Below are 22,998 nucleotides of genomic sequence, written 5' to 3'. Positions count from 1 at the left end.
TGAACAATAATTGTCCTTGGTATGCATGCAACTTTATTGTTTTCTTGCCGACAATATGGTAATGGGATTTTCCGCTAACATCATATGGCTATTACCCACGGCTTTGCTTCTGCTTACCCCCATCTGAATGACGTCTATCTGGTCATATGTTCCTTCTTTTAACAGAGATAATATCTTCCCTGTATTCTCGATGGTGATGGTGTTAGCCACAAGGATACCACCCGATACCAAATGGGTATCTAAGTAATGAAATATATCTGGTAACTGACCACCACTGCCACCAATAAAAACCCGATCATAGGTGGTATCCGGTAAATCATCTGGTGCTAGACCTTGTATGACTTTTACTGTGTCCACACCAAAAGCTTCTGCATTAGCTTTAATCAGTTCTACACCTTCTACATGACGTTCAACAGCCGTTACGTCTTTGGCTATTCTCGCGCATTCTATGGTAACAGACCCTGTCCCTGCACCAATATCAAGAACCCTGCTATCTTTCATTAATCGTAATTTACTCATGGTTACCGCTCGTACTTCACTCTTGGTCATGGGGACTTTACCTCGAATAAATTGCTCATCGTCAATACCCGATACATCATAAGACCATCTATGCGTCATATTCAATCACCACCACACTTAAGGACTTGGCTTCGTAAGCCATGGCCTCTTTTATTGTCATCTTATGAATACGCTCATCTTCATAAGATAAGTTTTCACCAATATACATGACCCGATCCTCTATCTGATGCTCATGTAATACATTAGCGATGTATGCTGGGCTATGGTGATGGTCTGTTAGAATACCAACACTATCATGGTCTGTGAGTTCTTGTATGACATCTACTTCTCTTCCATGATAACTGATCCATTTTGCTGACTCATAACCACGTTTTAATTTGGCATACATATATTGCAGCGAACTGATACCTGGAATGACCTCTATCTTCGTATGATCCACTGTCCGCTTAACAAAATTCAACATACTGTAAAACAAGGCATCACCCGACACCACCACAGCTATATCATCATCTAGATGTTCCTGAATATATTGCCCAATGTAGTCAAATCCTTTGCTATAGTTTAGTGTCTCTTGACAATAGTCTTTTACAGCTTCCAGATGTCTATCAGCCCCTATAACCGTCTTCGCCTTCTTAATATACTTGATGGCTACTGGTAAAATATAATCTGGATTCCCTGGTCCAATACCAATCACCCTAATCATGTGCATTACTCCTTTGTATGGTCATGAACGTCCTAGACATAATAACATCTATACAGATGCTATGACACCTATTCAATTCATATTTTCTAATCTGTTAACAGTTTTTACAAGACGCTTACATGCATCAAGTAAAATAAGTTAACATATCCTCTGCGTCAGCACTTCTTCCTAATGTGCCATGAATGGTTGAGAAGATAATACATGCGACTTGTACTTTATTATGACACATGCCCTGACAGACTTGTTGACATTTTTCTGCCATATGTTCAAAAACTTCCTCTGCTTTTCCATGTGCCTTAAGAAGACCCACTGCTTCATCTGTGGTGTTACAGCCATGAATCTTCTGGATGACTGTTTCATTCACATGACAAGCTGCCGCACAGGCTGCTATGGATGCCATACGTCCATCCCCATATTTACTATGGGTGTTCTGGCTTCCAGCGGCTACCTTCACCATTTTACCTACATGGCCTATAAAGAGTATCTTTCTAAATCCTTGTCTGTACGCTTCTTCCATCATAAATGCTACAAAGTTACTGATTTTTTGAATATACTTCTCTTCTATTTTATGAGCCATGGCATAATCCCGTCCAAAGTTACCAAAGACATAGACAAGCCAGTTACCATGATTGGCCTTTTTAATGCCTAACTCTACTTTTAAGGTATCCATAAGGGCATCCTCGGACATGGGTTCCACAATACCTGATGTACCAATGATGGATATGCCACCTATAATACCTAAGTTCGCATTAAATGTTTTCTTAGCAATGGCTTCACCCTCTGGGGCAAAGATGGTAATATCCACCCCTTGACCAGCTGGTAGAACCTGCCGAACTTCTTTATCGATGGTCATGAGGGGTGTTGGGTTAATGGCTGATTGACCCACCGATATACGCAGACCTTTTTTAGTCACAGTACCTATACCCACACCACCTTGGATACGAATACCTTCTTGATCCGTTTTTTTCACGGTTGCATAGATACGCATACCATGGGTAACATCCGGATCATCACCAGCATCTTTAATCACATAGCAGGTGGCATAATCTGCCCCTTCTTCCACTGGATAAACGGGAATGTTCAGATCCCATCCTTTTGGCGTGCCTATCAAGACAGATTGAGGCTTAATATCATGCATTAGCATCATAGCCGCAGCTTTGGCTGCTGCTGTTGCACAGCTTCCTGTGGTATAACCGTAGCGTAATTTTTTACCTTCTTTTTCTATGAATCGTTCCATGATTTCACCAACGTTTCTTCTGCTTTTTGATAGATAAGTGGTTGACGGTCATGATGAAACAAGCGATCCCTCATACCTTTCTTATGAAAGTCATAGGATTTCAGATCAATGATCATGCGATAATCTTCTAGAGATGCAAGAGATAATCGTAATTCTCCCCTGCCATCATAACCAATCATGCCGCCACCTTTCTCACCAAAAATTAAGTTGGTAGCAAGAACCGTTATACGATTATCGTATGCCCGTGCTACCATGTATTTTTTCCACATCTCAATCCGCTTGCGCGGGTCATTGGGTGAAGCAGATGGTGCAAAAATAACCTGAGCACCCATCCTCGTCATGATGGACGCAAGTTCAGGAAAATGCGTATCGTAACATACCATGATACCAAATGTCAGACCTTTGGATTGAAAGACGTGTATCTTCTCCCCTGGTGTTACATAGGCTTTTTCTTTGTTGCCAATATGTATTTTTCGATAGCCTTCTATGGTATGATGTAGAACAAATTGGGCGATATAGCGTTTTGTACCATCTCTTTCAATACCGCCTACCAGTATGGTCATATTCAATTGTTCTGCTAAAGTTCTTAGCGCTTCTAGGTAATCATATTGCTTATCAATGGCCTCATCGGACTTATTCAAATCATAGCCTGTTAGGGTAAGTTCGGGAAAACATATACATGTAACACCTTGCTCAGAGGCCTCTCTCACATGACCTACGATTTTGTTATAGTTTGCTGTCATATCTTGTGTACTGGCGTATACTTGTACCATGGCTATTTTCATCTTTTCACCTGTGCCACGGTGAAATAAGGTACCTTTCCTTCTAAAAATCCTCGATCACTGGTAACCATCTCATTCTCCAATCCCATGTTGGATAAGAATGTTGCTGGACGATTATCTTGTACAATCAGTTCATGGAGCAATTTGGGGTTGGCGCTTACTTTCATCACAACCAGATTATCATGTAATTGGAAAGCCTGCCTAATGGTCCTTTCATCATCTGTCATATTGATAATGGCTAAAGACTCTTTACCAAGACATAGAGGCTGTCCTATATGTGCCGCACCTTGTAAAAAAGAAGCAATCCCGGGTACATAAGTGACGTGATCGATATAATCAGCAATATATGTAAATGTACAATAGACAGAAGGATCTCCCAAGGTAAGATAGACCACCTTCTTCCCAGCTCCTAAGTCTTCATTAATCATTTGGGCATTATGGCGAAATATCTGTTGTATCTGTTCATCATCCTTCTGAAAGGCGACCATAGGAAAATAAAGATATTTTACCTTGGACATATCCTTTATGTAAGGCTGTGCTATCTTCAGGGCTGTACTCTCTGTGGATGCTTGTTTCTTAACCGGCACCACAATTACGTCTGCTTCTTCTATTAAACGTACAGCTTTTATGGTTAATAATTCAGGGTCACCTGGTCCCACACCAATACATGTTAATGTCATATTATCTTTCCTTTCCTATCTTTAAGATGGCGTTCATCATAGCCACGGCTACTGGACTGCCGCCTTTTCTGCCTTTAATGCTAATATACGGTATATCCCTTTCCATAAGTAATTCTTTGGATTCCTTAGCGCCAACGAAACCTACGGGAACCCCTACAATTAACCCATCAAAATGACCTTGTTTGTCAATGAGCTCAAGAAGTTTGATGAGTGCTGTGGGTGCATTACCTATAAGATAGATGCCAATCTCTTTGTCATAAAAAGCTTTTTCCATGGCTACCATGGACCGTGTAATGCCTTTTTCAAGGGCTTGTGCTTTCACGTCTTCATCATGGACATAGTTGACCATGGTACAGCCATATGCTTGTAAAAGTACACGATTAACCCCCACTGTTATCATGTTGGTATCACCATAGATCTTACATCCTCTTTTAATGTGTTGTATACCCTTTTCAATGGGATCCCCTGAAAATCGAATCAGGGATTCGTATTCAAAATCCGCCGTTGTATGAATAACTCTTTTAATGACCTTTAATGCGTCAGAGGTAAAATCCTCAGGTGCTGTCATTTCGGATTCAATAATCTGCATACTGCCTTCTTCAATAGCCATAGGATTCTTAATGTATTCCATGGGAATAGCCTCCTTCCTTATACTGTCTACATGTTTCTATAAAATGCTTGGCAAAATTCAAGTTACTGTAATAGTGCAGATGCGCATACGCTGCTACACCGTTCTTTTTTGCATAGCCGCAAGTCCATTGCCGTATTGTTTGACCAAGTCTTGATTTTTCTACTGCATATACCTGGGGTTCCCCAATATAGGCTTTCGAACGGTGAAATTCATGAATCCGTATATGATCTCCTGCTTGGCCGTAGATACAAGAATCCTTAAGGGTGAGCTTTCCATAGCCAAAACGTTGCAGCCGCTTTTCCATGGTAGTATAGCCTTTTAACCAGCCAACCATGTTATGCTGTGTGCCTTCTAGGTCTACCAGCTCATCACAAAGGTACATTAAACCACCACATTCCGCTACATAAGGCAGTCCCTTATCTAAGGCATGGTAAATGGCTTCTAACATGGGTATATTCTTGGATAAATCCTCAGCAAACATCTCTGGAAAACCACCGCCTAGTATCAAGCCATGAATACCTTCTGGTAACTGCTTATCTTCAAGGGGACTAAAAGGTACAAGCTCTACATTTAACTTGTCCCTTAAGTAATCCAGACTGTCCTGATAATAAAAATGAAAAGCTTTATCCTTGGCAATAGCCACCCGTACATTAGACCCTTCATACACTGGCGGTTCATAACGGGTTACACAGGCTTCTGCCATGGTCCCGATCTCCAATATTTTATCCAAATCAATGGTAGCTTCAATGGCTGTGGCTAACTGATGATACACCTTATCTAAACCACTCATCTCAAGATGGGGTACTAACCCCAGATGCCGTTCGGGTAAGGATACATCTGCGTTCTTAATCAAATAGCCACAAGGTATTACATCTGTATGATACATAATGGCGTCTCTTAATAGTTCATAATGGGCAGCGCTGCCTACATTGTTCAAAATAACACCTGCTATGGTTACATCCTTGTCAAAAGCAGCAAACCCCTTAACCGTTGCCGCGATGGATGAGGCTACCTTACTGCCATCCACAACCAAAATAACAGGTGTCTTTAACAGCTTAGCAATGGATGCACTGGTTCCCACATCTGAGCCTACTTCTTTTCCATCAAACAACCCCATAACACCCTCAATAACAGCTATATCGGCATTGTTACTGCTCTGCTGAAACAGGTATTTAATCACTTCTTCTTCCAATATATAGGAATCCAAGTTACGGCAGAATCGTCCTGTAATCTGGGTATGAAAAGCAGGGTCAATGTAATCCGGTCCAACCTTGTAGGGCTGGACATGCATACGCTTAGCCAGAGCCGCTAAAATACCCATGGTAAGGGTTGTCTTGCCTACACCGCTTTTGGTGCCTGCTATCATAATTTTCTTCATGCTCCCACCTCTTTCATGCTTGTCGCTTGCTTTCCAAAGGAATAAAATGAGGGTAACGACTGCCTTTTATAAAATTTCCTTTTAGACGAAAGACCCCTTCCATGGTATCTTCATTGATAATGTCCTTGGGTGATCCTTGTTTTACGATAGCACCTTTTTTCATGACAACGATGTCATGAGAATACCTGGCTGCTTGGTTAATATCATGGAGTACCATCACAATGGTGATGCCCGTTTTTTCTTGTATGCTCTTAATGAGTTCGAGCACATCAAATTGGTGGGCAATATCCAGGTAGGTGGTTGGCTCATCCAGTAAGAGTATGCGAGGTTCTTGCGCAAGAGCCATAGCAATCCATGCCCGTTGGCGTTCCCCTCCTGATAAGGTGGATACCATCCGTCCTTTCATGGTGGTCATGTCTGTTTTATCCAATGCCCATGCCATCATATCATAATCTTTCTGTTTCATCCGCTTGCCAAAGGAAATAAAAGGATACCTGCCAAAACTGACCAATTCGTGCACGGTGAAATCTGCTGGAACTTTGGGATTCTGAGGCAGTATGGCTAATGATTTTGCCAGCTTTTTAGGCGAATAATGACTTAGATTCTTTCCTCCGATTTCAATCCTGCCCTTCTGGTACTTGAGATTCTTACTCATGGCTTTTAGCAATGTACTTTTTCCACAACCATTGGGACCGATGATGGTGGTAATTTTCTCTTCTGCTATATGAAAAGAAACGTCTTGAAGAGCAACATGCTTGTCATACTGAACATGCAGTTTTGTTATGTTAATCATGAGCAATCCTCCCTCTTAAGAGATATAGGAAAAATGGAACCCCTAATATAGCCATGTTGATCCCCACAGGAATCTCCATAGGTGCAGCAATAACACGAGCAATGGTGTCACAGAATATGACAATGCCCCCTCCAAAAAAAGTGACACCCACATACACATAGCGATAATTGGAGCCAATCAACAGCTTCACAATATGCGGCACAATCAGCCCTACAAAACCTAGAAGACCCACCACACTGATACTGCTTGCAGCGAGTAACGAAGCTAATGCAATAAAGAAGAAACGGCTTCTTTCCACATGTACCCCTAATGATGTAGCGATTTCATCCCCTAACATAAGCACATTGATCTTTCGAGCATTTAATAAACATAAAATGAAACCAACAATCACATAAGGCAGCAGCCGATAGAAATCTGACCATAATGCAAGGTTCAAACTGCCAATGGTAAAGCTTAAAGTATCCGATACCCGATCTGGAAAAAAGATCAAAATCAAATTAATCAAGGCACTCACCAAAGAAGATATAGCCACCCCTGCTAACACCATCCGTAAAGGCCGCACTCCATTCTTATAGGATAAAGAATAGATAATCATGGTGGTTAAAAAAGCACCGATAAAAGCGGCAATTGGGGTTAAGTTCACATAAGCTGGTAAGAGCACGATACATATGGTTGCAGCTAATCCTGCCCCGCTTGACACCCCGATAATATTAGGTGAAGCAAGGGAATTACGCATAATACCCTGTAATATGGCTCCAGATAGGGATAAACTTATGCCCACTAACATCCCAACCAGTGTTCGAGGCATACGGATGTTCATAATAATGTGATAAGTTAACCCATCCTTCTCCACAAACAGTGCTTGAAAGGCCTTCTTCAGCGGTATATGCGTAGCTCCAAGAGTTATACTAAGGATGACACTAACAAAGAGAAACACAAAAAGTATCCCTAATATACTGAGCTTATAACGTCTATTTTTTTGTTCATCCTGTTGGGCTAAAGAGGTCATGGCTTTCATCCTTATTCACCAAATACATCTGGGTATAGAAGCTTCGCAATATGTGTAAAAGCTTCTGCGTATTTCTCATTGGGTTTATAGACGGAGTATTCTTTTGGTAAGTAATATACTCGGTTATTCTCAACAGCATGCACTTGGTTCCATGCAGGGTTTTCGTCAATCATTTTATTAACATTTTCTTTTACGCCCTCAATATCTCCCATAGTGGATATCATGATAATTTCTGGATTCTGGGTAATGAGGGCTTCAATACTAAAAGGCACTCTGGACTCCCCTTCTACCTTAACATCGGAGGCATTTAAAATATTCTCCCCGCCAAGTGCATAAATCATCTCACCTGTAAGTGCCATATCAGAATCCAAACTCATGCTCTTAGACGTTGCAAACATGGCAGCTACCCTTGACTTAGTTTCTACTGCTTGGGCTTTTTCAATAATGCCATCAATCTCTGTGATAATGGCTTGTACTTTTGTATCATAGGCTTCTTCTGTACCATTAATCTTGCTAAAAAGATACGCATTTTCCTTAAATCGTTCATAGGCATTAATGGATGTATCGATAATCATGGCTTCAATGCCGCTTTCCTTTAATGTAGGCGCTAACGCCACTTGACCTTCCACATTGGCAGCTAGAATCACTAAGTCTGGTTCTAGGGCAATGATGGCTTCTAAACTGACACTTCTTGAACTTCCTAAATCCATCAGGTCTTTGGCTTCTTCTGGAACGTTAGTAGAGCCTTTTACTTTGGTTAAAGACGTACCACCTGCATAATACCATAAACCTAGAATAGAGTTAAAGGCAATGACCACTTTCTCAGGTTTTTTTGTAACCATGGTCTCTGTACCGAATTTATCCACGTATGTAATGGTGGTTTCTGTTTCTTCTATTATGAAATCAGGATAGAGATTCGTACCGTTTGATGGGTTTGCTTGTTCTGTCATATCTTCTGTTGAATCTCCTGTTTGTCCTTCTGTTGTTTCTGCATCAGCATGAGTTGTTACGTTTTGATTGCTGTCTTCATCCTTCTTTTTTGCATCGGATTGACCACAACCTGCTACACTTAATATCATCATAATGACCAACATACAACTGATTAATTTCTTCATGTTTTTTCTCCTTATTGGGTAGTCTATCATCTCTATCCTATCAAGATGAATAGCCCTCTTCATTTCCTTCTTTTTTGTCAGTATTTTATGGCGTCTGGACAAATTATTGTGCCGCTTAGCATCTGCACGTTAGGGTTGTCACTGCCCGTTTTACTCTATTTCCACATGTCTTAAGTCGCTATTTTTAAACAGATACGATAAGACATGGTTAAAAAAATAATACAATACACCACCACACCTAAAATATTGGCTACATAATACGTATCATATGTAGCAATGGCCCTTAACATGGTTGACATATGGGTTAAAGGCAGTAAGTGGATAACTTTACGCATAAAATCCGGTAAATAGTCTGTTGAAAAGAACGTACCACACAAAAAAGTCATGGGTAATATCACATAACTGCCAAAACGGTTCATATCTGCATGGGATTTAGCTACCAGTGCTCCCAGCATACCTAATGAAGCAAAGGTCAGACCATTTAAGAACATCAGTAAAAGAAAACTTCCTGTGACATTCAAGGAAATACCAAATACAGCTGCAATACTAAGGACTAACATACCTGCGTACATCCCCCTTAAAGCACCGGCTATGGCTTTTCCTATACAAAAGCTAAAAATGGATATAGGGGCTATCAAGTATTGCTCAAAAGTCTGATCATAAACCCGGTTGGTAATAAGCTTAACAGAAATGGCTTTATAACTGGCATTCATGGTAGTCAGAGCCACGATACCTGGAATTAAAAATTTCATGTAAGTGACACCAGATAAAGAATATCCTCCGCCTATCCCTAAGCCAAAAGCAATCATATAAAGTAAGGGACTGATAATGGCACTGATGGTAATTTTCATAAAGTTTCTTTTGAAAATAACCCATTCATCCCATATAATGGGATACAACTCTTTGAAAACCCTCATAATGCTTCCACCTTTTCCTTCGTATATTTCACATAAACATCTTCCAGATTGGACCTTCTTATTAGCACATCATCCACTTGCTTATGGGAATATGCTGTGGCCTCTTCTCTTGTATTAAAATAGGCATAGTGTGTTTTTTGACCATCAAATACTTCCACTACATAAGCTTGTACATCTTTTAACAGTTCATGGGGCGTGTTTTCTATGACAATTTTACCATGGGTCATCATACCGATGCGATCACATAGTACCCTGGCTTCTTCTATATAATGGGTGGTTAAGATAATCGTTAACCCCTCGCTTTTTAGATATTTTAATAAGTCCCATATGCTTCGACGAATAGCAGCATCCAATCCTACTGTTGGCTCATCTAAGAATAAAATCTTCGGACGGTGCATCACAGCACGAATAATCATGAGCTTTCTTTTGTTACCCCCTGACAGCTTAGCCACTAACTTATGGGCATCTTGATCCAATTTGGCAAAGATTAGCAATTCTTCTATACGTGTTTTCATCTCTTTTCGCTGCATGCTCTGGAGCATACCATGGTGAATGAGGGTTTCATAAACCGTAAACTCCCTTTGCAGGCTATAATGCTGTGGTACAACACCTATCTGAGCTTGTATATGCTTCTGCCCTCTTTTAACCCTTTCATTCATGATATGCATATCACCAGAAGTGGGTGGCAATAGGGTGGACAACATTTTAATGGTGGTGGTCTTACCTGCACCGTTTGGTCCAAGTAAGCCATAAAAGGTTCCAGCTTCAATATCTAAATTCAACCCGTTAACCGCAGGGTTTTTATCGTATTTTTTTATGAGATCTCTGGTCTTAATCATCGCTGTCCCTCTTTCATATATGGGTTATGAACGTTCACTTCTATACCATGATGACATGAACGTTATTAGAAATCCCTCAGTCTCTCCAATAGACTATAAAGGGCTTCCACTGTATAAGGGTCATCTGGCTTAAAATAACCATCCATGAGTTGCATCTCACCATGGGCAACTACTTTATTTATCATCAGCTCTTGGTTATGCCCTTTAATATCTTTAATGGTTTTAAAATCCTTCTGACCAGTCAAATCCTTAATGATATAGATAAAATGTGCTATATCTGATCTTGTTACAGCATCATGCCTACCGAAAGTTTCATTTCCCGTCTTATCGCGTTTGGGTAATAAGTAACCACGCATGGAAACAGTCTCTATCTGGTCAAAATCTGCATCCTGCTCTGTCACATCTAGGTATTTCCCATAAGTATGCAGGTGTTTCTTTACGTCGTAATAGTCACTTCCTGTTATGGTAAACATTTGAAGCCTTCGTTGATTGTATACAATATGGCTAAAGACTTCACGTGTTAACGGTATATCATTGCTAACCTTCGTCTCGTCAATCATCACTTCTGGATAGAGAATCCTTGCCATATCCCTTACCCCTTTCACATAACGAAAGGTATATTGATTAACCAGAGGATGAAGCAATTCATAAACTTCACCTTCACGTATTGCTTTTACTTGTCTGAACTTGTCCTGCTGGTTGATGGAAATAATACTTCCCCCACCATCCCGTACACCTTGTAGCGTAAAATAGACATCGATGACCTCTTGGTTACGTTCGATATGCGAAAATCCATACCTTACTTGAGGTTGATTGGGGATAGAAGGTTTGGCATCTTTGACGATGTTTATTCCCCCTGCTAGGTCAATGGCTTCAAAGAGTAATGACCCTTGTGCAGGTGTCCAGAATCCCTTTTGGGATGTTTCTACAAAAACTGTTTTCTTCTTTTTTATCTGAGATGTTATTTGTTTTATTTGGTTTAGTTCAGCATGATAATCCTTTAACATCCTATTCGCTTGGTCCTCTTTTTGGATTAACATGGCAAGCTTTTGTATGTAGTAATCAAAGTGCTGAACAGACTTTGGCATAAGGGATACAACCCATAGACCATTACTTTCCAGCTTGGATACAACCCGAGGATACTGCTGATTAATCTCTGGTGTAATCAAGACAAGATCTGGCTTGGCCTTAATGAGTTTATCCATATCGGCTTCATGATCCATGGCATACCTTGGCAGATCAACTACCCTGGCAGGATAATGAGAACCCTTATCTACACCAATAAGATGGTGAGAAGCCTCTAATGCATAGATATTCTCTGTATGAACGGTGGATAAACTCACGATACGACTAGGAATTTTGTGTATCATAATTTTATTACCTACATCGTCAATAAACACGTGATGATCCACTATCTTACTGGCATCTTTTGTACCATGAATGGGTATATCCCGCCCAAGTACAAGCCCTATAAGGATGATGCTGCCTATAATGGGTATCCATTTTTTCATAAGCCTGCTTCCATTCCTTTCCATAAAAACGCCATAGCTTCTGCAACGGTAATGGTTCTATTTTTCATCAACCAAAGCTTCATTTGCATGTTGAACGAATAATTCTCTAATGGATGAAAGTTCTCCTAGCCCTTTTAGTACGTAATCCACATCGTATCCTTTGGCTTTAAACATCACTTTCCAGCTATCTTCTTCGTCACCAGCCATATCGTTATAGGCATGATCACCAGCTACAATCATAAGTGGCATCAATAATACTTTCTCATACCCGCTTTGCTCTATGTCTTTTGCTACATCTTCAAAAGAAGGTGACCCTTCTACTGTTCCAATAAAAACTTGAGGATAACCTGCATGTTTGAAGGCATAATCAAGGGCTGGGTAAGCGCTATTGGCATCATGATGTGTACCGTGTCCCATAAGAACAACGGCTGTCTTTTCATCCACATCGGGTACTTCATCCATCATGGCTTCAATAACCCGTGTATAATCCTCTACACTAGATAATAAAGGTTTGCTGACGTTGAGTATTTCAAATTTATCCTTAAATGGATGAAGCGCTTCATTCATCTGGTCATATTCTTCACCGTTAATCACATGGGTGGGAACCACAAGAACTTCTCCATAACCTTTTTTATAGATATGCTCAATTTGTTCTTCAACATTTTTGTAGGTGACTTGATCACGTTCTTTGTAGATATCAATGATCATCTGGGATGTAAAAGCGTTAAAGGCATCATACTCTGAGAATGTGGCACCCAATTCTTCTTCTAAGGCATCAATACTTACAACCCGATTCTCAACAAAACTTGATCCAAAACTCACAACTAATAAAGCTTTCTTATCTGTTTTACTATTGACCCCCTGGCATCCTGTTAAAGCTAATACCATCATAAGACTTACTACCATGATTATTATTTTCTTCATCCTTTATATCTCCTTTAAATTTAAAATAAAAAACCACTTATCCAAAGATAAGTGGTTCAAGCATTCAATTATGAAAACAACAGGATTGCAGTAAAGCTTACTAGATACAATCGTTGTTTATAAATTTTGCCCCTATTACCCGTAGAGTTTTTGCAAATTTCTGAGCAGGCAGGTCTTCTGACTTAAGCTTCAACGTACAATCATCCCTTCCCATCCCTTATGGACAGTGGTTATGATGATAACTCAGCTAATACAGCGGCGGGACCGTGCAGGATTTCAACCTGCTTCCCTATTATCCGTATCAATACGGCACCTGTTCATCGACATATGTAGTTAAGTACTATACTACAATGGACAAGAAGGAAAGTCAATATGCTTTTTTAAATTATTTGCATATCAAGACTGTTAATTTATACTATCCCTTCATGCTTCCAGTGCTCCAAGCAGTTCTTGAAATTCTTCAGGGTCTAACTGCTGCCGGCTATCGGATAATGCCAGTTCTGGTTTGGGATGAACCTCTACCATTAAGCCATCAGCCCCTACAGCTAAAGCTGCTTTTGCAATGGGTTGTATAATGTCTTTTCTTCCCAGTGAATGGCTGATATCAACAATAATGGGAAGCTGTGTCTCCTTCTTAATGATTGGAATGCTGGAAATATCCAATGTATTTCTTGTTTTGTTTTCAAACGTTCTGATACCCCGTTCACAAAGAATTATTTTTTTATTCCCTTGAAGAGCGATATACTCTGCAGCAAATATGAATTCTTTAATGGTGGCACTCATACCCCTTTTTAATAAAATGGGTTTGCCTGAAGCACCTGCACGTTTTAACAATTCAAAATTCTGCATGTTTCTTGCCCCAATCTGTATCATATCAATATGTTTGGCTACCGATTCAACCTCACTTCCATCAACAACTTCTGATACCGTAATGAGATTATGCTTTTTACCCACATGAGACAGTATTTTCACACCCTCTTTGCCTAAACCTTGAAAATCATATGGTGATGTGCGGGGCTTGTAGGCTCCTCCTCTTATAAATTTTATGTTATTACCTTTTAATAGTTGAGCTATTTTCTCAGCGTATTCTAGGCTTTCTATGGCACATGGACCTGCAATAATATAGGGTCCTTCTTTTTCAAGATTAAACATTTCTTTTATGGTACAAAATTTTACTTTGTTGATATCACTCACTAGAGGTAATTTTTCATGGCTGATGCCCATAAATTCCAGATTCACCTTAAATATATGATTAAATATATCACCAATCATTTTACCAGATAATGGTCCCTCGTTCTTTTCAATGATGTTTCTAAGCATTTCCTCTTCTCGCTCCGGGTCAAAATAGTCGCTACTGACTTTATCTTTTAGCTCTCTAATCTGCTTGATTAATGCTGCTCTAGCATTTAATGATTGTAATATATGTTCATTCACTTCATCCACTTGTTGCCTCAAAGCTTGAATTTTTTCCATGAGTTCACTTCCTTATTCTTAAATATTCGATTGCTATTATTGTTAGTCATGCATTGTTACAGACTTCATTTAACCTTTTATGTCGTTTTTATAAGCTCATTCATTATGTCAATCTTCATCAAATGGTTCTTAATCTTGTACATGTCATGCCATGCATATGGTTGATTGGTATTATTTATATGGCATGTCCAGCAACAACAAATTGTCGTACACCAATATATATTATATATTACTGATTGTTTTTTTTCAATATACTGACAGTTTAATCTTTTTCTAGCTATAGCTGTAACTGACAAAAATAACCCTTAATCTATTAGTCGTAATAGATTAAGGGTCTAAACGTAACAAGCTTACTATACATAATATTTATCATTATCTAAAACCATGCTATCTCTGGGAAGTTACTTATTCCTTAACCCCTCCAAGTGCAACACCTGCAATAATGTACTTAGATAGGATAAGATAGATGATTAATAGGGGTATAATGGTCATGGTAACACCAAGGTAGATACCGCCTAGCTCCGTTCGATAAATATCTGCTTTGAGTAACTGGACAAGCATGGGCAAGGTATATTTTTCTTGGGTACTGATGAGCATAAGTGGTGTTAAGAAGTTATTCCATGAACCAACAAATGTAAAGATACCCATGGTCGCTAGTGCTGGTTTTAAGATAGGCATAGCAATACGATGGAATGTCTTCATTTCATTGGCCCCATCGATTCTAGCCGCAGCCACCAAGTCCTTTGGAAAAGTCGCCAGCAAATACTGCCGTAGGAAAAAGACCGTCGCTGGTGAAGCAATTGCTGGAAATATAAGGGGTATATAATTATCTGTCAAACCAACTCTTAAGACCATCTGATAAAACCCTATAAAGCTGATTTGTGCAGGTACCATTAAGATAAAAGCGATTAAGGCAAATATGAATTTACGTCCTTTAAAATCATAGATTACCAATCCATAGGCTGTTAAAGCGGAAAAATATAAGCATAAAAATGTGACAGAAACAGAAATGCTCAAACTGTTGCTAAAGCCTCTTATGATATTAAAGCCTTTTGAGGTTAATATATCATAATTGTACCCCATATAAATACTAGGCACCATGGAAAAGCCTTGTTGAATTTGTTCTGTTGAACGTGTTGCATTCACAATTAATATCCAAAAGGGCAAGATACTGAGAATCAACAAAAGGGCGCAGACACCATATTTAATAACAATCGTAAGATGATGGTATTTACCAAGTCTAGTACTTTTCATTACTTATTCACACCCTCCTTGTTATGACGATTCATGAACTTAAAGATGACTAAACTAATCAATAAAACAATTACCAATAGGACAATGGATGCCGTTGCCGCTACATAGAAATTACGGTTACCTGTAAAGGCTTGCTTGTAGATATACATGGTTAAGGTCTCCACTGCAAAATCAGGTGCTCCATTGGTTAATAAAAACGGTATATCAAACATCTGCATACCGCCTACCAAAGATGTGATTAACACATATAAGGTAATAGGTCTCAGAAGAGGCAATGTAATCTTTTTAAAAATCTGCCAGCTGCTGGCACCATCAATACGTGCCGCTTCGAATAGTGATGGGTTAATACCGAGAATGCCTGCGCTAATCACAATAAATGTACTGCCATACCACATCCAGAATTGGATAAATGCCACAATGAGCCTTGTGCCCGTTTTACTTCTAAAGAAATCAAAAGGCTCTGCTAACACATTGAGCTTCATTAAGATTTGATTAACAGGACCTACTGGATAACTAAATAACGTATAGAATAAAATAGCTACAGATGCGGCTGTTATAATGTTAGGCATATAAAATGTTGTTTTAAAAAGTCCCGCACCTTTTAATTTGATTCGGGTATCTGTGAACCACTTTGCCAACATCAACGCAATGGCTATCTGAGGTACAAAATTGATAACCCAAATAATCCATGTGTTTTGAAGAGCTCTAATAAAATGTGAATTCTTTACTATGGCTACGTAATTTTTCACACCAACAAAATCCAATTTGGTTTCCCAACCTGCTAAATCCGTAAAGCTAAGCACAAATGTATAAATAATTGGATACAATTGAAATAGTATAAAAGCAATAATGAAGGGAGCTACAAAGAAATAGCCATATTTACTGTACTTTGCTTTCCCCATTCTTTTTGAAGTTTTCTTAATCCTTAAAACACCAACATTATTTTCTTGATTCATAATCATGCTCCATTCCAATGAAAGTACATTGCTTAGTTTCCCACTAGAATAAGTATCAACAATAACCTGTTTTATCTTTGAAATTGTTGATACTTATATGTATCACCAGGTGATGGTTCTCAATGTCTAGTAATCCAAATTAGGGAATGCACTTTGTACACCTGCTTTAAAATCTGCCAGTGCAGTCTCTTTATCTTTTTCACCTTTTGAATAGGCTGTTAGTTGTTCTGCAAATAGATTATTAATATCAAGATCGCTTCCTGTCAATATGGATGCATCAATGGATGGTGCCATTTCTGCAAACTTAGCATAATGATTTTGTCCTGCTAAGAACTCTTCTGAATAACTGTCTTTGATGGACTCCACCACACTTTGATGGGCTAAAAAGTCCCCACTGTTTTTTGCATACTCTGTTAAGAAATCTTTATTTAAAGCAATATAGTTAATCAAATCAACTGCCGCTTTCTCCATTTTGGTACCTTCACGAACCGTTAACCATGTGCCGCCCCAGAAATAAGGTGATGGCCCTTGAATCATACCCCAATCGCCAGATGTGGACTCACCTGTGTTGGCGTTAACTGCATTTGACTTAAGCACATAATGAAGTCCCCAGGTTGGCAAGAAATAACCCATGACTTGGTCATTGGACATGGAGGCAAACCAGCTTTCAGTCCACTGCTCCGCTTGATTGGTTAGTCCCTCACTTTCAAGCTTTTTACCAATCTCTAACAATTCTTCTGCTTTTGGGTCGATAACAAACTTATTATCCACAACCCAGCCGTTCTCTCTTGAAGCTAAAAATACGTTTTGTAAATCCCCTAAACTACTCACAAGTTTTGTTTCCCCACCTGATTTGTCATTGACTGTTTTAGCCGCTTCATAGAATTGATCAAAATCAGATAATAACCCTTGAACCTCCTCTGGCTCACTGACACCAAGGTACTTCTTGGCTAAGCTTCTTCTATAGAAGAATGCACCAGGGGTAGCCTGCCAGCTCATGCCTTTTAATGAACCACTTTCATCTGTAACCGTATCCAGTACATATTGAAGTGTTTCATCTGCTTTTGGTGCAATACCCAATGTTTTTAAATCTTTTGTAAAGTCAGAGTTAACATATTTCTTTACAAAGGCAGCTTCTAGAGCAAAAACATCCGGTGCTGATTTGCCTGAACCTAATACAGGGTCTAATTTTTGCTGATACTGGTCATTGGGTATCACAACAATTTCAATCTCATAACCCAAGTCAGGATTATGTCGCAAATAGTATTCATTGATCATTTTCTCGATTTCATCTGTGAATGTCCATACCACTAATTTTTTCCCTTTATTTTCTGCTGGGCCTGATGGTTCACTGGTTTCTGTGTCTTTACCTGTTGTATCACTTCCTGCTTTATCATTTCCTGTTTTACCCCCGCCTGAAGGTTCTGTATCTTTTGCCCCACAAGCTGCCAAACTGAACACCATTGTTAACACCATAAGTATACTTAGAATTTTCTTCATGTTAATCTCTCCTTTTTTTGAAATGCCTTCTCTTATTATTCGCTAGTCAACACAAAATTATCTGTATCACCATGATAAGAATACAGTTACTCAAAGGATTGTACATACCTTTTAGTAAGAATAGGAAGTGGCGTATTTGTGGTACAGCTATCACCTTCCTATGTTATAAAAAAGCTAGGTCATACCTTCTGATATGGTTTTCTACCCCCAACTATTTTTATCCTCTTGTCATAAAACCCAAACTAAACCACTTGGAAATCAATGGCTAATGGTTTTGTACCTGTCAACTCATTGCTGACTTCATCTGGTCCACAACCACCTGCATATACAGTGAATCCACCCGGTTCTAACACCAACTGGCCACTTTTGTTAACCACACACATCCGCTCTTTCTTAATGATGAATGCTAATGTCTTGGATTCATCTGCCTTTAGCGCTACATTTTTAAAACCAACTAACTGATAATGGGGTGTCTTGACGCTGGCCTCCAAATCTTTTAAATAAACCTGCACAACTTCTCGACCTGGTTTTTGGCTTTTATTCGTTACCGTTACATGTACCTCTTGGTTTTCACCGTGGTGTAATACCTCCTTAGAAATGTTCAAATCACTGTATACATAATGATTGTAGGATAAGCCATAACCAAATGTATACAGGGGGTCACACTCTATGTAACGGTACGTTCGGTTGTTCATACTGTAATCTCTAAAATCAGGTAAATCTTCCGTTTTTCTGACATAAGTAATGGGTAATCTTCCAGAAAAATCAACGTGGCCAAACAATAAATCAGCTAAAGCAACACCACCTTCTGGCCCAGGGTACCATGCTTCAACAATAGCATCCACGTGTTCTTGTGCCCATCTCAAATCCACCGGACTCCCTGAAACAATAACCACAATGGTGGGGGTACCTGTTGCTACAACGGCTTCAAGTAATGTATTCTGTAATCCTGGTAGTAACAAGGAAGCCTTATCACCTGCTGCTTGCGCATTGGATACATCACCTTCTTCTCCCTCAATGTGTGCATTCAAACCTAAACATACGATGGCTACATCTGAACGTTTTGCTGCGGATACGGCTTCAGCAATACGGTCTTGGCTATTGGCTAATGCTTCTGTTTTGTCCTCTTGGAGTTCACACCCTTTGGCATAATAGACACGAGCTTTATCTTTCAGGGTCTTCTGTATACCTTCTAGTAACGTACAGGATCTGGATGACGTACCGCTGTAATTTCCATATAAGTTATCTGCGTTGTGAGCATTAGGCCCAATAACAGCTACTGTCTTCAGGTTATCCTTACTAAGGGGTAAGCGCTGGTCTTTGTTTTTAAGCAGTACCATACTTCTTCTCGCTGCATCTATAGCCAGTGCATGGTGACTGTCTTGATCATTCACCTCATATGGGATGTTGGCATAGGATACCTGTTCCTGAGGATCAAACATGCCTAGTTTAAAACGGGTCATCATTAATCGTGTGACTGCTTGATCAATCTCTTCTTCTGCTACCAAGCCTAATTGAACCGCTGACAAAAGGGAGGCAAATGTTTTACCACAGTTGAGATCGCTCCCAGATTGGATAGCTAAAGCGGCTGATTCTTGGGGTGTTGAGGTGACCTTATGATGCATATGGAAATCACAGATTGCCCAGCAATCAGATACCACATGACCCTGAAACTGCCAATCTTCTCGTAGTATTTTTTGTAACAAGGTGGGTGAACCACATGCAGGTTCACCATTTACCCGGTTATAAGCGCCCATAACAGCTTCAACATGGCCTTCTTCTACGCATACTTTAAAAGCAGGTAAGTAGGTCTCATACAGGTCTTTTTGGCTAACCACTGCATTAAAAGAATGTCGTTCATTTTCTGGACCACTGTGTACAGCAAAATGCTTTGCACAGGCTGCTATTTTTAAATACGTCTCATCATTTCCTTGCAATCCATGAATGAATGCCAAACCCATTTGTCCTGTAAGATAAGGGTCTTCACCGTATGTTTCATGTCCTCTGCCCCATCTAGGGTCTCTGAATATATTCACATTAGGAGACCAATGGGTCAGCCCTTTGTAAATGCCATGGTCACCTTCTCGTACAAATTCATGATGTTTTGCCCTTGCCTCATCAGCAATCACATTGGCAATCTCATATACGAAATCTGTATCAAAGGTAGCCGCCAACCCAATGGCTTGGGGAAATACAGTGGCTACACCTGCCCTTGCAACACCATGGAGGCATTCGCTCCACCAATTATAAGCTGGTATATCAAGGCGTGGGATAGCTGGTGCATAATGGAGCATTTGGGATACTTTTTCTTCTAGAGTTAATCGGCCTACTAAATCTTTTGCTCTTTCTTCAAGTGATACGGTTGTATCAAGATACGTATAGTTCATCTTATCTTTCTCCTTCTATATGCTAACAACATGATTGGGTTCATTTAGTGAACAAACTGTAATTCGCCAAAATCCTCAACTGCATGACCCGTTTTCCCGCCAAAGAAAGGCGATACAAGGTGCTTAACCCCATGCCCGTCATTATCCCTTAATAAGAGCTGTATGGGGATAATGGTATCCTTTTCAATGGGTTGATCGACCTCAAAATAAAACTCAAAAAATTGCCCTTGTTCATCCCAAGCGTATTGAAAATTTTTGATGTCTCCTACTATTTGTGGTTCCTGTAATATTTTGGCTGATAGATGTATGTCTTGGTCTTGGTACGTCATCAATAGCTCAACGCTATCGGATTCACTCAGTGGACCTTCTACAATGGTTATATCATCCATACGTGTGATGTAGCCAAAAATGGCATGATTACTATGGTTGATTTTATAAGTACCATAGAGGTCATCTCGTTTCTTTGGCATGGCATGATGGGGTGCTTCTAATAAATCATAGGCGAAGTTATAGCGCACACCTTCTGACCATTCTGACCCATTGATTTGCCCATCAATGGTTGGTATGACTAGTGCTTGACGTGATTTTATAGGGGGTATCACTTTATCGAAGTTGGCTGGTCTAGGCGTATCACCCTCACATAGTAGTAAGGTTAAATCCCTGCCCAAATAGCTTTTATTCATACCCGTAATGGGGTACAACTGGTAATTGCGATTGCCACCTGAATCATTATCAGAAAGTGCCATATTAAATCCCATGGTCAGTCCCGTCATATCGGTTTCTGGAAGTTTAACTTTAAATTCTAGTAGCGTACCGTCCCCATTCCAGACAGCTACATGATCGGTATCGCCATTTTCGAAATCATGGCCCACCACTGTTCGAAATTGCTTAAAATAATCACCATACTCTAAGAATACTTCTACATTATCATTTTTATAGGTTTCACCCACAATATTGTTGATGGTTATGTTATCTTCTCTTTGAACACATCCATATAAATAATCTTGATGATACGCTAGTTTAAAATCCGCCCAAACATCGGCTTCATCAGCTGGTAGACATTGATTCTCCCCATCTAATTGATTATAGGAAAAACCATAGGTATAGATGTTATCCCATTCACCTTCATCAATCAAACCGTCCACAACAGGAGGATTTTCTACATAAGATGCTTTTAATGGGTTGACTAATTGTCGATTATGGGTATCAATGGGTTGGCCATAAGTTAGCGGTATTGGCCCCCTAAGTATATTGTGAGCTAAAGTGGCATAAGCAGGCTTAGGCTGATAGTTTTCATCATAGATTAAAGCCCATCCCTGTCCTGAAAAATAACCGGGTACCCACGAGTATTTATCTGTAAATCCCCACATGGTGAATGATACCAATGCATCTAAATCCAGTGCTATATCCATCAGTTCGCCATAATACTGTGCTTGTAACGCTAATAACGCTTCTGTAGGCGTACCTAACATCCTTATATCCAATTCTGTAATGTCAATTTTTAACCCTAAATCCGCAAAGCGTTTTAGATTTTTATACACACTTGGCATGTCAAAGGGTTGATGGAGATCCATATGGAATTGAAAGCCCACACCATCTAAAGGAATATTCTTTTCTAATAATTCAACACATAAGTTATACATGGCATCAGCCTTAACACCTGGTTCCTCTATACCATAGTCATTCAAAAATAACTGAACATCTGGATCGGCCTCTCTTGCCCATATTAAAGCTTTTTCAATGTATTCTTTACCAAGGGTTTTATACCAAATACTTTCACGATAAGAACCGCCTTCAAAAGCTTCATTGACCACATCCCATGCATAAATGTCATCTTTGTAATGATCAACAACTGTATGAATATGCTCTTTCAAGACCTTTGAAAGTTCTTCTTTTGACCATTCCCTATTGGTTAACCATGTAGGATTCTGAATATGCCACACTAAGGCATGCCCCCGAACCTGCATATTATTCTCTCTAGCAAAAGCTACAACAGCATCTCCTTCTTCGAAAGTAAATTGGTTCTCTTGTGGGTGAATAAACTGCCATTTCATTCTATTTTCAGGGGTTATAACGGTAAAGTCTTTTTTAAGGGTATCCGCATAAGCTTTCTCTTGAAGATAAGCTGGTTCAATGGCTGCTCCAATTAAGACATTGTACGCTTTTGCAGCTTCACCTAAACGGAATTCTGTCATATCTTGTGGAGGGCCTTCAACAGCAACAGACGCTACCTCTTTCTCTTGATTTTGTTGTCCTTGTTCCACTTCTTGATGTTGTTGTTCTTGTTCCACAAGTGCTGTTTTTTTGTTTTGACACCCAACAAGTAACCCACCCAGTACGACGATGATGATCATAGAGCTCTGTATCCATCTACTTTTTAATCGCATCAT

20 protein-coding genes and 1 riboswitch are annotated in these 22,998 nt (G+C 39.6%); all 20 genes read right to left on the bottom strand.

Going from position 1 to position 22,998, the window contains the following annotated elements:
* Positions 1 to 33: 33 nt before the first annotated feature.
* Positions 34 to 618, bottom strand: coding sequence for a precorrin-6Y C5,15-methyltransferase (decarboxylating) subunit CbiT (cbiT, locus tag HZI73_RS05560; protein WP_212697264.1), 585 nt, complete (start codon positions 616 to 618; stop codon positions 34 to 36).
* On the bottom strand, positions 608 to 1,222 hold the full coding sequence (gene cbiE / locus HZI73_RS05555) for a precorrin-6y C5,15-methyltransferase (decarboxylating) subunit CbiE (protein ID WP_212697263.1): 615 nt from the start codon (positions 1,220 to 1,222) through the stop codon (positions 608 to 610). The genes cbiT and cbiE overlap by 11 nt, the downstream gene beginning before the upstream one ends.
* A 124-nt stretch (positions 1,223 to 1,346) precedes the next feature.
* On the bottom strand, positions 1,347 to 2,459 hold the full coding sequence (cbiD, locus tag HZI73_RS05550; protein ID WP_212697262.1) for a cobalt-precorrin-5B (C(1))-methyltransferase CbiD: 1,113 nt from the start codon (positions 2,457 to 2,459) through the stop codon (positions 1,347 to 1,349).
* Complete coding sequence (locus HZI73_RS05545; RefSeq protein ID WP_212697261.1) at positions 2,444 to 3,244, bottom strand: nitrilase-related carbon-nitrogen hydrolase; 801 nt, start codon at positions 3,242 to 3,244, stop codon at positions 2,444 to 2,446. The genes cbiD and HZI73_RS05545 overlap by 16 nt, the downstream gene beginning before the upstream one ends.
* Positions 3,241 to 3,921, bottom strand: a complete 681-nt coding sequence (gene cobI, locus HZI73_RS05540) for a precorrin-2 C(20)-methyltransferase (RefSeq protein ID WP_212697260.1) — start codon at positions 3,919 to 3,921, stop codon at positions 3,241 to 3,243. The genes HZI73_RS05545 and cobI overlap by 4 nt, the downstream gene beginning before the upstream one ends.
* 1 nt (position 3,922) lies before the next feature.
* Positions 3,923 to 4,552: a precorrin-8X methylmutase gene (locus HZI73_RS05535; RefSeq protein WP_212697259.1), complete on the bottom strand. Its 630-nt coding sequence runs from the start codon at positions 4,550 to 4,552 to the stop codon at positions 3,923 to 3,925.
* Positions 4,539 to 5,930, bottom strand: coding sequence for a cobyrinate a,c-diamide synthase (locus HZI73_RS05530; protein ID WP_212697258.1), 1,392 nt, complete (start codon positions 5,928 to 5,930; stop codon positions 4,539 to 4,541). The genes HZI73_RS05535 and HZI73_RS05530 overlap by 14 nt, the downstream gene beginning before the upstream one ends.
* A 13-nt stretch (positions 5,931 to 5,943) precedes the next feature.
* Complete coding sequence (locus tag HZI73_RS05525) at positions 5,944 to 6,723, bottom strand: ABC transporter ATP-binding protein (protein ID WP_212697257.1); 780 nt, start codon at positions 6,721 to 6,723, stop codon at positions 5,944 to 5,946.
* On the bottom strand, positions 6,716 to 7,741 hold the full coding sequence (locus HZI73_RS05520) for a FecCD family ABC transporter permease (RefSeq protein ID WP_246552365.1): 1,026 nt from the start codon (positions 7,739 to 7,741) through the stop codon (positions 6,716 to 6,718). The genes HZI73_RS05525 and HZI73_RS05520 overlap by 8 nt, the downstream gene beginning before the upstream one ends.
* Before the next feature lie 2 nt (positions 7,742 to 7,743).
* The gene (locus tag HZI73_RS05515) at positions 7,744 to 8,847 is read right to left on the bottom strand and encodes an ABC transporter substrate-binding protein (RefSeq protein ID WP_212697256.1); all 1,104 of its coding nucleotides are present in this window, start codon (positions 8,845 to 8,847) and stop codon (positions 7,744 to 7,746) included.
* A gap of 170 nt (positions 8,848 to 9,017) precedes the next feature.
* Positions 9,018 to 9,764, bottom strand: a complete 747-nt coding sequence (locus tag HZI73_RS05510) for an ABC transporter permease (RefSeq protein ID WP_212697255.1) — start codon at positions 9,762 to 9,764, stop codon at positions 9,018 to 9,020.
* A complete protein-coding gene (locus tag HZI73_RS05505; RefSeq protein WP_212697254.1) occupies positions 9,761 to 10,603 on the bottom strand; it encodes an ABC transporter ATP-binding protein in 843 nt (280 codons plus the stop codon). The genes HZI73_RS05510 and HZI73_RS05505 overlap by 4 nt, the downstream gene beginning before the upstream one ends.
* A gap of 65 nt (positions 10,604 to 10,668) precedes the next feature.
* Complete coding sequence (locus tag HZI73_RS05500; protein ID WP_212697253.1) at positions 10,669 to 12,114, bottom strand: ABC transporter substrate-binding protein; 1,446 nt, start codon at positions 12,112 to 12,114, stop codon at positions 10,669 to 10,671.
* Positions 12,115 to 12,171: 57 nt separating this feature from the next.
* Entirely contained in the window at positions 12,172 to 13,038 is an 867-nt protein-coding gene (locus tag HZI73_RS05495; RefSeq protein WP_246552363.1) for a sirohydrochlorin cobaltochelatase, read from the bottom strand.
* A gap of 150 nt (positions 13,039 to 13,188) precedes the next feature.
* Positions 13,189 to 13,370: riboswitch (cobalamin riboswitch) on the bottom strand.
* Between the two features lie 91 nt (positions 13,371 to 13,461).
* A complete protein-coding gene (locus HZI73_RS05490) occupies positions 13,462 to 14,511 on the bottom strand; it encodes a bifunctional 3-deoxy-7-phosphoheptulonate synthase/chorismate mutase (protein ID WP_212697252.1) in 1,050 nt (349 codons plus the stop codon).
* Between the two features lie 405 nt (positions 14,512 to 14,916).
* Positions 14,917 to 15,765, bottom strand: a complete 849-nt coding sequence (locus HZI73_RS05485; protein WP_212697251.1) for a carbohydrate ABC transporter permease — start codon at positions 15,763 to 15,765, stop codon at positions 14,917 to 14,919.
* A complete protein-coding gene (locus tag HZI73_RS05480) occupies positions 15,765 to 16,721 on the bottom strand; it encodes a carbohydrate ABC transporter permease (RefSeq protein ID WP_212697250.1) in 957 nt (318 codons plus the stop codon). Before HZI73_RS05480 ends, HZI73_RS05485 begins: the two co-directional genes overlap by 1 nt.
* Positions 16,722 to 16,847: 126 nt before the next feature.
* Positions 16,848 to 18,221, bottom strand: a complete 1,374-nt coding sequence (locus tag HZI73_RS05475; protein ID WP_212697249.1) for an ABC transporter substrate-binding protein — start codon at positions 18,219 to 18,221, stop codon at positions 16,848 to 16,850.
* A gap of 242 nt (positions 18,222 to 18,463) precedes the next feature.
* Positions 18,464 to 20,608: a glycoside hydrolase family 3 C-terminal domain-containing protein gene (locus HZI73_RS05470; protein ID WP_212697248.1), complete on the bottom strand. Its 2,145-nt coding sequence runs from the start codon at positions 20,606 to 20,608 to the stop codon at positions 18,464 to 18,466.
* 44 nt (positions 20,609 to 20,652) lie between these two features.
* A complete protein-coding gene (locus tag HZI73_RS05465) occupies positions 20,653 to 22,998 on the bottom strand; it encodes an endo-1,4-beta-xylanase (protein WP_212697247.1) in 2,346 nt (781 codons plus the stop codon).

This window comes from Vallitalea pronyensis (genome assembly GCF_018141445.1).
GTDB lineage: Bacteria > Bacillota > Clostridia > Lachnospirales > Vallitaleaceae > Vallitalea > Vallitalea pronyensis.
Note: the sequence above shows the minus strand (reverse complement) of the source record. Positions and strands in the feature narration are given on the sequence as shown.